This is a genomic window from Arthrobacter sp. efr-133-TYG-104 (assembly GCF_030208915.1).
Classification (GTDB): Bacteria; Actinomycetota; Actinomycetes; order Actinomycetales; family Micrococcaceae; genus Arthrobacter.
Window position 1 is genome coordinate 358,420 of the sequence record NZ_JARVTA010000002.1, and the last position, 12,633, is coordinate 371,052.

13 protein-coding genes and 1 pseudogene are annotated in these 12,633 nt (G+C 62.5%); 7 read left to right on the top strand and 7 right to left on the bottom strand.

Annotated elements, in window-relative coordinates:
- Positions 1-12: 12 nt before the first annotated feature.
- From QRN04_RS03840 to QRN04_RS03860, 5 genes are all read right to left on the bottom strand, one after another.
- Complete coding sequence (locus tag QRN04_RS03840; protein ID WP_284974821.1) at positions 13-975, bottom strand: Cgl0159 family (beta/alpha)8-fold protein; 963 nt, start codon at positions 973-975, stop codon at positions 13-15.
- Entirely contained in the window at positions 972-1,994 is a 1,023-nt protein-coding gene (iolC, locus tag QRN04_RS03845) for a 5-dehydro-2-deoxygluconokinase (protein ID WP_284974822.1), read from the bottom strand. The genes QRN04_RS03840 and iolC overlap by 4 nt, the downstream gene beginning before the upstream one ends.
- 196 nt (positions 1,995-2,190) lie before the next feature.
- Complete coding sequence (locus QRN04_RS03850; protein WP_284974823.1) at positions 2,191-2,595, bottom strand: tautomerase family protein; 405 nt, start codon at positions 2,593-2,595, stop codon at positions 2,191-2,193.
- A gap of 154 nt (positions 2,596-2,749) precedes the next feature.
- Positions 2,750-3,541, bottom strand: a complete 792-nt coding sequence (locus QRN04_RS03855) for a TIM barrel protein (protein ID WP_284974824.1) — start codon at positions 3,539-3,541, stop codon at positions 2,750-2,752.
- Positions 3,538-4,659, bottom strand: coding sequence for a Gfo/Idh/MocA family oxidoreductase (locus tag QRN04_RS03860; protein WP_284974825.1), 1,122 nt, complete (start codon positions 4,657-4,659; stop codon positions 3,538-3,540). Before QRN04_RS03860 ends, QRN04_RS03855 begins: the two co-directional genes overlap by 4 nt.
- A 110-nt stretch (positions 4,660-4,769) precedes the next feature.
- On the opposite strand from QRN04_RS03860, the gene QRN04_RS03865 reads away from it, so the two are divergent.
- The 5 genes from QRN04_RS03865 to QRN04_RS03885 all read left to right on the top strand — a co-directional run bounded on the left by QRN04_RS03865 (position 4,770) and on the right by QRN04_RS03885 (position 9,736).
- Positions 4,770-5,771, top strand: a complete 1,002-nt coding sequence (locus tag QRN04_RS03865) for a LacI family DNA-binding transcriptional regulator (RefSeq protein WP_284974826.1) — start codon at positions 4,770-4,772, stop codon at positions 5,769-5,771.
- Between the two features lie 469 nt (positions 5,772-6,240).
- Positions 6,241-7,020, top strand: a complete 780-nt coding sequence (locus tag QRN04_RS03870) for a transglycosylase domain-containing protein (protein WP_284974827.1) — start codon at positions 6,241-6,243, stop codon at positions 7,018-7,020.
- Positions 7,021-7,103: 83 nt separating this feature from the next.
- Positions 7,104-7,958: a COG4705 family protein gene (locus tag QRN04_RS03875; RefSeq protein ID WP_284974828.1), complete on the top strand. Its 855-nt coding sequence runs from the start codon at positions 7,104-7,106 to the stop codon at positions 7,956-7,958.
- 99 nt (positions 7,959-8,057) lie between these two features.
- A complete protein-coding gene (locus tag QRN04_RS03880) occupies positions 8,058-8,450 on the top strand; it encodes a nuclear transport factor 2 family protein (protein WP_284974829.1) in 393 nt (130 codons plus the stop codon).
- Between the two features lie 275 nt (positions 8,451-8,725).
- Entirely contained in the window at positions 8,726-9,736 is a 1,011-nt protein-coding gene (locus tag QRN04_RS03885) for a serine hydrolase (RefSeq protein ID WP_284974830.1), read from the top strand.
- A 42-nt stretch (positions 9,737-9,778) separates the two neighbouring features.
- Here QRN04_RS03885 and QRN04_RS03890 read toward each other — a convergent pair.
- Positions 9,779-10,192, bottom strand: a pseudogene (locus QRN04_RS03890) (aquaporin family protein); the annotation flags it as partial.
- A gap of 3 nt (positions 10,193-10,195) precedes the next feature.
- On the opposite strand from QRN04_RS03890, the gene QRN04_RS03895 reads away from it, so the two are divergent.
- Together QRN04_RS03895 and QRN04_RS03900 are read left to right on the top strand one after the other, a co-directional pair.
- Positions 10,196-10,783 carry an arsenate reductase/protein-tyrosine-phosphatase family protein gene (locus tag QRN04_RS03895; protein WP_284974831.1) on the top strand — a complete coding sequence of 196 codons (588 nt, stop codon included), beginning with the start codon at positions 10,196-10,198 and terminating at the stop codon, positions 10,781-10,783.
- A 91-nt stretch (positions 10,784-10,874) separates the two neighbouring features.
- Complete coding sequence (locus QRN04_RS03900; RefSeq protein WP_284974832.1) at positions 10,875-11,309, top strand: arsenate reductase ArsC; 435 nt, start codon at positions 10,875-10,877, stop codon at positions 11,307-11,309.
- Here QRN04_RS03900 and QRN04_RS03905 read toward each other — a convergent pair whose 3' ends face one another.
- Positions 11,310-12,593 carry a coiled-coil domain-containing protein gene (locus QRN04_RS03905; RefSeq protein WP_284974833.1) on the bottom strand — a complete coding sequence of 428 codons (1,284 nt, stop codon included), beginning with the start codon at positions 12,591-12,593 and terminating at the stop codon, positions 11,310-11,312. It lies immediately after the preceding gene.
- Positions 12,594-12,633 lie beyond the last annotated feature (40 nt).

Consider the following 12,633-nt stretch of genomic DNA (forward strand, 5'->3'; position numbering starts at 1 on the left):
AGACATCTGTTCTTACTCCGATACTTTCACTGGAACGCGGGCATCAGCGCCATTCTGGGCCACGACTGGGAGCACAGGGGCAGTGTCATTCAACAGGGAGGCGGCCGTAGCTACGGCGCCAGCCACATCGCCGTCGTGCGGGTAAAGCAGCGTACGTCCGACCGTCAGGCCTTGTACACCAGGCAGGGCCAGGGCCGCCTGCCACGAAGCGAAGACTTCGTCCTGGCTGCCATCCGGATCGCCGCCCAGCAAGACTGTTGGCAGGGTGGTCGAAGCCATGACGCGCTCCATGTCCTTCACCACCGGAAGCTTCATCCAGGTATAGGCACTTGTGGATCCGAGGCCCTCGGCGATGCCGACAGACTTGATCACGGCATCGGCACGGAGGTCATTGCGGACCTTGCCGTGAGCATCACGAACGGAAAGGAACGGCTCAACCATGGCGATGAGCTTGCGCTCCGCGAGGGAGTCAATGGCTTTGGCGGTGGCCTCCAGCGTGGCAACCGTGTCCGGATCCCCCAGGCAGATTCGCGTGAGCATCTTCCCACCGTCAGCCCCCAAAGCTTCCAGTGCCGCGGCCGTATGACCGGTAAAACGGTCGTCAAGTTCATTCACCAGGCCCGACAGTCCGCCACGGTTCATGGAACCGAAGACCAGCTTGCCCTCTAACGCCCCCAGCAGAAGGAGATCGTCCATGATGTCCGGCGAAGCGAGGATGCCATCAACTGCAGGGTTGGCCAGGGCCACCTGCAAACGGTCCAGCAGGTCGCGGCGATCGGCCATTGCCATTGGCTCCGAACCGACGGAGAGCGCGCCCCGGGCAGGGTGGTCAGCGGCTACGATGAAGCTCTGCTGCCCGTACTTCAGGCCTGGATGCCGACGCCGGGTCGCGGCTGCGCGTGCCACGGCTTCCGGATCCTCCAACCGGATCCGGCTCAAGTGCTCGTAGCGGCGGGGGTCATCGTTGCGGCTCAACGGATCGCTCCTTCAGTGAGAGTGACGCCTTCAGTGAGAGTGATGCCAGGTACGGGCCGGCCGCGTTCAGCGAGCAGCGACGTAACCTCATCCGGCGTCGGCATTGCGTCTGCGCAGGACAGGCGGGAAGCCACGATGGCGCCAGCGGCGTTAGCGAAATCAAGCACTTGTGCAAGTGGCCAGCCGGACAGCAGGCCATGGCAGAACGCCCCTCCGAAGGAGTCACCTGCTCCGAGGCCATTGAGGGTCTGCACCGGGACGGGGGCGGAAACAACGCGCTCGGTGCGGGTCTTGGCCATCACGCCTTCGGGGCCGAGCTTGACCACGGCAATCTCGACTCCGGCATCCAACAGGCGGTCGGCCTGTTCATCGGGCGTTCCCTCCCCCACTGCTACTGCGCATTCCTTGTCATTGCCGATTGCAACGGTGACGTGCGGGAGGATCTTGGCAACCTCGGCGCGGGCCTCTTCTTCCGAGGCCCAGAACATCGGCCGGTAATCCAAGTCCAGAATGGTGAATTGGCCTTCCTTCAGTCCAATTCGGGGACGTGCCTCATGAGCGGCGAGGTGCGCCGTACGTGACGGTTCCTGACACAGGCCGGTGACGGTTGACCAGAAAATCCCGGCCTCCCGGATGGCCTCAAGGTGCAGCTCCTCCGCTTGGATCTGCAGGTCCGGAGCCGTAGGCGTCCGGCCATAGAAGTAAAGCGGGAACTCGTCGGTGGCCGGTTTGATGGCGCAGAATGTCACGGCCGTGGGATATGCCTTGACCGGTAAAACGAATGAATCGTCGACGTTGAATTTATGCAGTTCACGGTGCAGGTATCTGCCGAAAGCGTCGTCTCCCGTGCGGGTGATGACGCCCGCGCGGCGCCCGTGCCGAGCAGCAGCAACAGCGACGTTCGACGGCGAGCCACCGAGGTACTTACCGAAGGATTGCACATCCTCCAAGTCCACGCCGATGTCATTCGGGTAGATATCAACGCTGATGCGCCCGATGGTGAGAAGTTCGTGGGTCACGGTGATCGCGGGCCTTTCTATTTCTGAACTCTTGCAGGACTGTTTGAGTGCAAGTGCTGGCGGGACCACGTGAGCGGGACCACAAGAACTACTTTGCACCAACGTTCATGTCCTGTCAAAAGTTTGTGCTGACATACTTACAAGATGACTTGGTATGCCCGGGGATGACATAAGAGCGTCAAGCCGGAATTGAGGCTCATTTCGCTGGGACAGCCAGCTCGCCAGTCGCATACTGCGCTCGGCCAAATCCGAACGACCAGTCACTTGGACCGTTCTCCACGTAGCCAATGAATACGTCCGCCCCCGAGACTCCGATTTCTACAAGACCTGCAGCGATGGCCGCAAACAGTGACTGCCTGGCCGCCTCACTCCGGCCGGCTTGGGTGAAAATTTGTATCATCACCACACCCGTGGACCGCTCGAAGCCGAGCCCTGCATCCTGGGCAACGATCTGTCCGACAGCATGCTCGGTGATGATGTGGAAATAATCGCGTTCCGGGATGCCGTATTCGGCCAGGATGGCATCATGGATCGTTCGGCTCAGGTGGCCCAACTCCTCCTGGGTGCGGCCTGCATTGACGTCAATACGAACTAGCGGCATGCTTCTTCTCCTCTATCTTTGTCCTGACATACTAACAAAGATAGTTAGCGCCGTTCAAGGGCGCCCCAGACAAAGCCGTCCGGCGGAAACAACAAGAACCCCCTCTTTCGAGGGGGTTCTTGTGCTCGCTGTTGGTCAGCTCTGATTGAACTCCTCAGATAGTGAACGCCGTTCGGAATGCCGCGAGAGCATGATCGCTTGATTCGATTCCGGACCCCCCTGCTGCGGCGGCTTCGAGACCGACGACGCCTTCATAACCAATGCCAGCCAATACCTTGGCGACAGCCGGGTACCGGATTTCCCCCGTCCCGGGTTCGAATCGGCCCGGGACGTCGGCAACTTGAATTTCTCCAACCCACTGTTGGGCCTTGATGATCAATTCGATGAGGTTTCCCTCACCGATCTGGGCGTGGTACAGATCCAGCATCATTGTGATGTTCGGATGATCTACAGCCGCGACCAGGGCCATAGTGTCCTTGGCGCGGGCGAGCGGTATGCCGGGGTGATCCACGATCGTGTTCAGGTTCTCGAGTGCGAACGTCACGCCATGTGCTGCCCCGAGGACCGCGAGCCGTTCGAGGGTGCGAAGTCCGGCCAGCCACATTTCACCGGTTGGCCGGTGGATCGGACGGACCGCGCGTCCGGCTTCGCCAAGTTCTGCCGGGTGGACCACCATTCGCTCGACGCCCAGTTCCAAGGCAGTGGGAATCAGTTTCTCAGCCGAAGCAACCACCTCGTCTGCGCCGTCAGGGTCGATGAGGCTGCCACCGTAGTAGCCACTCATTGAGGAGAATCGGGCGCCCGTAGCGGCCAGCGCTGCCACGTCCCGCGGGCGGGTATCCCAGAGTTCGACCTCGAAACCGAGGTCATGGATCCTTTCCACCCGTTCGATGATGGGGAGCTCGTTATAGACCATCTCGGCACACACGGCTAAGCGAAAACTCATGCGTTGCCGCCCACTCGCAGGACGGCAGGCTCGGCCGGGCGCAACTCGGCAATAGAGGCCACATCGACGGGCTGGCCGGTTTCGGCCGAGCGGATGGATGCCAAGGCCACGGCCAGCGCGTTCCGCGCGTCGCCTCCCCCGGGACCGTGAACGCCCGGGGCTTCGAGGTTGTCCCTGCGCGACCGGACAGCCTGGACGAAATGGCTGAGTTCGGCAGTGTAGGCGTCATGGAAAAGGTCGACGTTCAACCGCGTGGTGGCTGAGGTTATGCCGGCAGAGGTATAGCTCTTGGTATTGGTTGCCCGAGATCCGCCCGCCTCGACCATGCCAGCCGATCCAAAAACTTCGCCCCGCACGTCGTAGCCGTACAGCGCGTTGAAGTTTGCTTCTGCCACCGCGATGGCCCCATTGCTGTAGGTAATGGTCACGACCGCGGTATCGAGGAGGCCGCCCGCCTTGGCTTCCGGCGCAACCAGCGCATCTGCGACCGCGTGGACACGCACTGGAACAGTTCCTGGGTTCAACCAGTTCAGCGTGTCGAAATCGTGGATGAGGGTTTCAAGAAAGATGGTTCCCGGCGCAATCCTTTCTGGATTGGCAATTCCGGACGCGGTGCCAGGGTCGCGGGTCAGGGACCGAAGAAGCTGCGGCGTGCCCACGGCGCCGTCGTCGATAAGTTTGCGCGCGGCCGCGAAATCGGCGCTATAGCGGCGGTTGAAGCCAAATTGGAGCACAATTCCGGCAGCCTCGGATTTTGCCAGGGCTTCGTCCAGTTCCTCCATGGTGCGGCCACCAGGCTTCTCACAGAAGACGTGTTTCCCAGCCCTCGCCGCCTCGGCAATCAACGCGGAATGGAACCGCGCCGGCGCGGCGATCAAAATCGCGTCGACGTGTGGATCGTTAAGCACATCTGCTGCATCGGTGGTGATCTTTGTGGTACCCAGGCGACTCGCGAGGGCTTCCACCGCGGAAAGGGCGGGATCTGCGATGGCCTCGAGTTGAGCGCCCGGGACGCGTTGCACCAGGGATTCAGCATGAAAATTGCCAATCCACCCGGCACCAATCAGGCCGACCCGGACGGGCAGCTCTTCAGCGACGCGATGCTCTACGTAAGTCATATCAACTCCTGGTGTTCAGTGGCTAGATCGTTCTAGACTGCTCCATGCTCACATGTCATCCAGCTTCGCGTCTAGATCGTTCTATATAATTGCTTGATGGAGCCGAAAGCATGACCCAAGAACAGCGACGTCCGACCCTCGTTGATGTAGCCCACGCCGCCGGCGTGTCACGGGCCCTCGTGTCCATTGTCATGCGAGGAGCGCCAGGGGCATCAGAAGCCACCCGGCAGAGAGTGCTGGAGGCTGCCGGTGAACTTGGCTACCGGCCCGATGCCCGGGCGCGGCTGCTCCGCAGCAACCGGACCCGCCTCCTTGGCCTCACATTTTCCACTTCCCAGCCGTTCCACAGTGAAATCGTGGACGCCGTTTACGCCCAAGCATCCGCGAAGGGATACGACGTCGCCCTGAGCGCGGTCGGGCGTGGGCGGGCCGAGGAGCGTGCTGTCGAGTCGCTCCTCGATGCTGGTTCCGAAGCGCTCATCCTTATCGCATCCACTTTGAACGAGAATGATCTGGGCAGATACGCACATCAGGTGCCGGTGGTCAGCCTTCTACGCAACGACGTGGGCGACTATGTCGATTCAGTCAGCTGTGACGACGCGGCTGGGATCCGGCTTGCCCTTGAACACCTCACGAGCTTGGGTCACCGGCGCATCATCCACGTCGACGGCGGTACCGCCGTGTCCGCGGACCAGCGCCGGGAAGCCTTTAGGGCGGAGATGATCGGCCTCGGGCTGGAGCCTTTGACCCTTTCCGGAGGTCCGAGTGAAGAAGACGGGTTGGCGGCCGGCCAACGTCTGCTAGCGCTCAACCCGTCCGCGGTTGTAGCTTTCAATGACCGAACAGCCCTTGGCGTCATGGAGAGCCTTCGTTCGGCTGGAAGGAACGTGCCCGCGGATGTCTCAGTGGTTGGCTACGATGACAGCCAATTTGCGCGCCTGAGCTACATACAGCTGACGTCCATCAGCCAAGATGCGCAGCTGCTTGCCGCCGCCGCCGTTAACCGAGCCGTGGACCGCATCGAGAACAGGCAGCCGCTGGGCCACGACGTGAGCACCCCACACCTGGTCAGTCGCGCAACGACTGCGGCAGCCCCCGTGAGCCGAGCCTGAACCTAACACCCGGTACCGCTGGCCTGCGGAACCCTGGCCCACACGGCGGCAGCGTTCAGCCGTTTCGGGGATGCGGCAGGCTTGTGGCCCAGCTCCTTCGCGAACGTGGACAACGACTTGCGATGCCAAACATCGCCAGGCCATCACCACGGGCAGGACGACAGACACCAAACCCTTCCTGAGCTGCGGCTTTGTCGCATCATACGGAAGGCCCGGTAGACTCTCATCTCATCCTTTTCCCTCCACGGGGAACGGGCGAACCAGCGAAGGCAGATTGATGGATATCCCCACACCACCGGCTCCGCCGCGGAGATCACCCGAGCCCCGGACGCCACAGGACGCCGTGCCGCAACGGTTAACGCGTCCTGTTGGGGAACCCCCTCATGAGCAGGTGCCGCCCGGTTCAGCCGGGCAACCTGGCCGACGTCCCAAGCGAAAGTGGCGCTTGAAGCTGTTGATGGTTTTGATCATGCCCCTGGTTCTGGTGCAAGTCGTTGCATTCATGTTCAGCATGGGTGTAACACCGCCGCGCACTGCATACATGCTTGAGGCTGGTGAGCCGAACGTTTATCAGTTCGTTTCGATCGACCACATGAGCCGCCGCCTGCTGGCGGCGACCATCGCCCACGAGGACGAACAGCTCGGTACCCGCAGCGGAGCTTTCGACGTCGGAGACTTCCAGGCCAGGGCCCAGGCATATTTTCAGGGAAAGCCTGACCCCAGTGGCTCCACCATCCCGCAGCAGCTCGTAAAAAACATCTTCCTGTGGGACGACCAGAGTGCTCTCCGAAAAGGGATTGAGGCTGTTTTAGCCACCCAATTCAGCTACACGTTGAGTCACCAACGAACCTTGGAACTCTATCTGAACTATGCCCAATTCGGGCCCCACCTGTATGGCGTGTGCGCCGCCAGCTGGTACTACTTTGGGGCACCGCCTTGGAGTTTGACGGACTACCAGTCGGCGCAGCTGATGGGTGTCCTGCCGCTGCCGGACTTGGTCCGGCGGGATCCGAATGGAGGGATCTACCTCGGGTCCGGCGTGCATCCTGCAGTATGGAACCTCGTGAATGGGGCTGCCAATGTTTGGGTTCCCAAGCAGCTGGTCGGCCTGGGTGGGTGGCAGGCAGCCGTAGCCACCGTAGGAATCACTGACACGGCGGCCGACCATGCCGATCGGCGCGGTGACGGCGATGCATGCTCCACCATGCCGCAGAGCATCAAGGACCGCATTCAGGCCGAAGCCCGCTGATTCCAAGCAGCTATCGCGCGCGCAAACCCAGTGCGGGCCGGCGGACTCAGCTGATTCTTGGAATCGTGCGAGAGAATCGCCGGATGACAGATTCCCAACCGCAGGACACCGCACTCGACTCTGCCCAGTCAGGCCTTCCTGCACGCCACGTTCCTTCACTCATTACTCCTGCCCGGGGCGGCACACCAGGCCGCTTGGCCGGAGTCAAGGTCCCGGAAATTACGGCTGGGTTCTGGGTGGCGAAGGTTCTCACAACCGGGATGGGTGAAACGACGTCGGACTATTTGGTCCATAGCATGGACCCGGCATTGGCGTTGGCTCTGGGCGGGGTGGGGCTGGTTGGCTCACTTTTACTCCAGTTCCTCGTCCGCCGCTACGTCCCCTGGATCTACTGGCTAGCGGTGGTCATGGTCAGTGTTTTCGGAACGATGGCAGCCGATGCCGTGCATGTGGTTTTGGGCGTCCCTTATGTGCTGTCCGTGGCGTTTTTCATCGTGGTGCTGTCCGCCGTTTTTGTTCTCTGGTATCGGTCTGAACGTACCTTGTCGATCCACAGCGTGGACACGGTGCGCCGCGAAGCGTTCTATTGGGCAACGGTGCTGTCCACGTTCGCCCTTGGTACCGCCGTCGGGGACATGACCGCGTACAGCCTGAACCTTGGCTACTTCGCATCCGGTGTCCTGTTCGCACTGGCGATCGCTGGGGTCGGCGTCGTCTACTGGCGGAGCTGGTTGTCGGCCATTCCCGCCTTCTGGTGTGCCTATATCCTGACGCGGCCACTCGGGGCGTCCTTCGCTGACTGGACAGCTGTTTCCCCGGAACGTGGCGGCCTGGCCTGGGGAACCGGCCCTGTCAGTATGGGTTTGCTCGTGTGCATCGCGGCACTGGTCGCTGTCCTCTCAAGAAGGGCCAGGGCTGGATCAACACCCGGCGTCTAACGCCGGCTTGTTTCCCATCGACAGCTTACGCAATGCAGGAATACCGTTAATTCGTCACAACACCACCAGTCAATGATGATGAAGGAAAGGTGTCCGGTCATGGGAAACGCAGAAAATGTTGAAATCGTCCGCCGGGGGTTCGAGGCCTTTAACTCCGGGGACATGGCTGCCCTCGGAGAACTGTTTACCGACGACGCGGTGTGGCACGTTGGCGGAAACAATGTGTTGTCCGGAACGAAGCAGGGCCGGGACGCGATATTTGCGTACTTCGGTGAATTAGGGTCGCGAACCCAAGGCCGCTTCCATGCCGAAGTCCAGGACATCGTGGGCGGGGATAGCCACACGGTCTCGATCCTTCGGACCCAAGCGGCGAACGGCGACAAAGTCGTGGACGTGCCCACAGTCATCACTTTTGTGCTGCGGGACGGGAAAGTCACGGAAGGGCATGAGTATTCGGAGGACACGGCCAAGTTGGACGACTTCTGGTCCTAAGAACTGACCCATCCGTGCCCTGGCCCATTCCGCGGGTTCATTGAAGCCGCGCGGGGGAAATACCTCTCCCGGCTGGTTCCGATTGCGGATGGGAACGACCTATTGGACCCTCGGCTGCCGCTCGCCTCGGAAGACCTGCCCTCCCTTTAGGGAGGCCACGCTGCAGCCTGGGGTTGGGCAACTTCGGGGCGCGCAACTCCTGGTTGGGCAACTTCCGGCTGAGCAACAGCAAATACAAAGCTCCCGCATAGCTCCCCTGGTTACCATGACCAGTTATGGAAGAGCCTTGGTCCGTGCATTCGCGTGAGAGTCCCGCCGGTCGTCATATCTCGGGGCTGCGATCGCGTGCTTTTCGCCGCCGTCGAGCGCTGATTATGGCGGCGTGCGCCGCCCTCTTAGCCGTCGCAGTGCCCGTCGGTGTCCACTCGGCTGCGCAGGCCCGTTCGACGTCGGCCGCCCGGTCGAGCGCTACGAAGAAGCCAGCGTCCGCCCAGGCCGCCGCTCCGCCGAGCCTTGCTGCTGCAGCGCCGGCCGGAGCAGCGCCGGCCGGAGCAGCGCCGGCCGGAGCAGCGCCGGGAGACGGCATTGGTCCGGATCTGGACGCCAAGATCAACGGCATTATCGATGCCAACGACCAGTACCAGATCGGGGTGGCTCTCCTTGACCTCGCCGGGGATGCCACCACGGGCCAAACGGTGCATCAATACGGGATCCAGGATCCGTTCGAAGCCGCGAGCACCGCCAAGGTCTTGGCTGCCGAAGCGTATTATCACCTCGTTGAGACCGGCGCCGCGTCCCTTGATGACCAGTTGGGCGCCTATTCCGCGGCGTTCCAGCTGCAGGCAATGATCCAGCAAAGCGATAACGACTCGTGGTCGCTGATCGAGCAAGCTGTGGGCTATCAGGAGCTCACGGATTACGCGGCCTCGCTGGGCGTGAAGTACAACCCGAATGACAACACGCTAACCACGGCAGACATGGCCCGCATCTTGGCCGGCCTGTACTCCGGAAGGCTGTTGAATTCGGCAGACACCGCGCAGCTGCTGTCCACCATGCAGGATACCAATGATGAAACGCTCATCCCTGCTGCGTTGCCGGCCGGCGTCACGGTCTACCACAAGTACGGAGAGCTCGGCGGGGAACTTCACGACGCCGCGATCCTCGCCAAGGACGGCCACACCTACGCCCTGGTCATTTACACCAAGGCCGAGGACTTGGGCAGCGTACAAGAGCGCACCGACGTCATCCATCAACTGACGGCCGCCGTAACTGACGCGGTCTTCTAGGGACGCGCCCTGGCCCGCAAAAGCCTTGAAATCAGACGCGCCTTAGCCGTTCGCTTCGGCCGGGTGCGGGATAACGACGTCGTCCGCGGCACGTGCTGCTGCGGGAAACAGTACGAGCAGCAGGCCGAGGCCGAGGGCTGCGCCGATGATCTGGGCGAGGATGAAACCGGGGACTGAGCCAGGGGTGATACCGGCGAAAGTGTCACTGAAGATCCGCCCGACGGTCACAGCCGGGTTCGCGAACGAGGTCGAGGACGTGAACCAGTAAGCCGCGCCGATGTAGGCCCCAACGGCCGGAGCTGCGAGCAACCCTCGATTGGTACGGGCCAGGGAGAAGATGAGCAGGACGAGCCCGGCCGTGGCGACCACCTCACCGAGCAGGTGCCCGGCAGTTATCCGGTCTTTGCTCGAGATGGAGGTTCCGACGTCGAACATCATGTTCGCCAGGACGCTGCCGACATGCTCACGCTCGGCGACTACTCCCCCAGCGAGCTGCAGTCTGAACTCAGCATCCCTTCGAACCTGCTCTCGCACCATCTGCGCACCCTCGAGAGCGCCGGACTGATCGGGCGGCACCGCTCCGAAGCGGACCGGCGCCGCAGCTACATCAGCCTCACCCCCGGCTCGCTGGCCGGACTCACCGCTGGAGCCCGGCACGCGGCTGGCCGGGTCCTGTTTGTCTGCACACACAACAGCGCCCGCTCCCAGTTGGCCTCCGCCCTCTGGCGCCAGGCCAGTGACATCCCGGCCGCCTCTGCGGGCACACACCCGGCTGAGCACGTTGCACCCGGCGCCATCGACGTAGCCAGCCGGCACGGCCTGGACCTGAGGAGCCTCTCCCCACGCCACTTGGACGAAGTCGCCACGGATCAGGACTTCATCGTCACAGTCTGCGACAACGCCCATGAGGAACTCTCCTCGCCCCAAGGGGTTCACTGGTCCGTCCCGGACCCCCTACGGGCCAACACGCCAACCGCATTCGAGTGCGCCTTCAAGGACATTGCCCGGCGGGTCACCGACCTTGCCCCGCGCCTCCACGCAGCCTAGAAGGCACCCGCAGCCTTGGGGCGCCTCTCTCATCATCCGCATATTGCCCATTAGCAAACGGCCCATCCGCACCAGAACCAGGAGAAACACCATGAGCCCCGAAACCGCCAAGAAGCCCTCAGTCCTCTTTGTATGTGTCCACAACGCGGGCCGTTCGCAAATGGCGGCAGCATTCCTGACCAACCTCGCAGGCGCCGCGATTGAGGTCCGCTCCGCCGGTTCGCAGCCCGCGGAGCACGTCAATCCCGCCGCCGTCGGGGCGATGGCAGAGCTCGGCATCGACATGTCCGCCGAGATCCCCAAGGTCCTCACCACCGAGGCTGTGCGGGAGTCCGACGTCGTTATCACCATGGGCTGCGGGGATGAGTGCCCATACTTTCCGGGCAAACGCTACGAGGACTGGGTGCTCGAAGACCCGGCAGGGCAGGGTCTCGATGCGGTCCGCCCCATCCGTGATGAGATCAAGGCCCGCGTTGAGGGCCTTATCGCCTCGCTGAGCTCGCTCACAGGGCGGACCCGACCCTAATTAGTACCAGTTGTTGGAAACCTCATGGCCCCAAGCCCCGCACGGTGATCCATAGCGACCCGCAATGTATCCGAGGCCCCAGTTAATCTGGGTGCGGTAGTTCGTCAGCCAGTCCGGCCCAGTCGACGCATACTTCTCCGCCGGCAGCGCCTGCGCAATGCCGTAGGCCCCACTGGAGGGGTTTGTCGCGTTGGTCATCCAACTGGATTCCTGGTTCCACAACTTGAGTAGGCAGCTCATTTGGTCGCCGCCCCAGCCGTGCGCACCCAGTTGCGATGCAGCATAGGCCTGCGCCCCGCCCGGATCGTTGACGGCGCCTTGGGGAATGTTGGGCAGCAATACCACCGGGCTGAGGTCTGACGACGGCGGCGCGGCGACCGCGGGCGCCGGGCCTGCGGGAGCGGCAGCCCGGGCGGCAGCAGCGGCCTGTGCGGCAGCTGCCGCCTGCGCTTGTGCCTGCGCGGCTGCCGCTGCGGCGGCGCGGCGGGCTTCTTGCTGGGCTTCGTAGGCCGCCTCGGCCTGGACCCCTGCACGATAATTCTGTTCGACGGCTGCGCTGGTGTTATTCAGGCTCGCCAGTTGATCCACCAGCGTGCCGCTGTATTTGGTCTCCTCCGCCACCTTCTGTTCGGCGGCCGACTGAGCCGCCTGCGCGGCCGTGAGTTTCGACTGGGCGTCGGCGGCCAGCCGCTCGTTCTCTGCCTGGACGACTGCCTGCTGCTGATCCAGTGACGACGCGACAGCCTCTGCAGCCTGTGCTTGGTTGTACAGATCGGAGGTGCGCTGCGCGACGATCTGCATGACGCCTAATTGCTGCATCCCATCACGGCTCTGGAGGGCGTTCAGTTCCACCAGCGGCCCCAAACTAGCTCCGCTGTTCATGTAGTCCTGAGCGGCCAAGGCGCCTGTCTGCCGCCTTAACTTCGTTGCCACGGCGTGGGCCTTGTCAGTCTGATCCTTCAGCGCACTCAGCTTTGCTGTTGACACATCAAGGTTATTGCGCGCCAGTGCGTAGGCCAGGCCCGCTTTGACCGCAGCAGCCCCAAGTGAGGATGCCTGCTGCTCCAAGCCATCCAGAAGTGCATTGATCTTCTGGACCTCGGCGCTCTTGGCGGCCGCATTGTCTTTTGCGGCCTGGACATCGGCCCACGACGGATACCCTGACGGCGGAGTGTCGTCCGCGCTGGCCACCGGCACAGCAGCAGCGACCATCAGGGCGGCGAGGGTCCAGGCTGTGCAGACCTTGCCCGTGGGCACATTCAACCGGAACTTGAACCTGAGCATATTCATAAACTGTACTGGGTGCTCCCAGCAGCATGCTGCA

Bases quoted from the DNA above. Each gene is read 5' to 3' on its own strand.
- QRN04_RS03850 (WP_284974823.1), bottom strand. From the start codon at position 2,595: ATGCCGCTAGTTCGTATTGACGTCAATGCAGGCCGCACCCAGGAGGAG.
- QRN04_RS03855 (WP_284974824.1), bottom strand. From the start codon at position 3,541: ATGAGTTTTCGCTTAGCCGTGTGTGCCGAGATGGTCTATAACGAGCTC.
- QRN04_RS03860 (WP_284974825.1), bottom strand. From the start codon at position 4,659: ATGACTTACGTAGAGCATCGCGTCGCTGAAGAGCTGCCCGTCCGGGTC.
- QRN04_RS03865 (WP_284974826.1), top strand. From the start codon at position 4,770: ATGACCCAAGAACAGCGACGTCCGACCCTCGTTGATGTAGCCCACGCC.
- QRN04_RS03870 (WP_284974827.1), top strand. From the start codon at position 6,241: ATGCCCCTGGTTCTGGTGCAAGTCGTTGCATTCATGTTCAGCATGGGT.
- QRN04_RS03875 (WP_284974828.1), top strand. From the start codon at position 7,104: ATGACAGATTCCCAACCGCAGGACACCGCACTCGACTCTGCCCAGTCA.
- QRN04_RS03880 (WP_284974829.1), top strand. From the start codon at position 8,058: ATGGGAAACGCAGAAAATGTTGAAATCGTCCGCCGGGGGTTCGAGGCC.
- QRN04_RS03885 (WP_284974830.1), top strand. From the start codon at position 8,726: ATGGAAGAGCCTTGGTCCGTGCATTCGCGTGAGAGTCCCGCCGGTCGT.
- QRN04_RS03895 (WP_284974831.1), top strand. From the start codon at position 10,196: ATGCTCACGCTCGGCGACTACTCCCCCAGCGAGCTGCAGTCTGAACTC.
- QRN04_RS03900 (WP_284974832.1), top strand. From the start codon at position 10,875: ATGAGCCCCGAAACCGCCAAGAAGCCCTCAGTCCTCTTTGTATGTGTC.
- QRN04_RS03905 (WP_284974833.1), bottom strand. From the start codon at position 12,593: ATGCTCAGGTTCAAGTTCCGGTTGAATGTGCCCACGGGCAAGGTCTGC.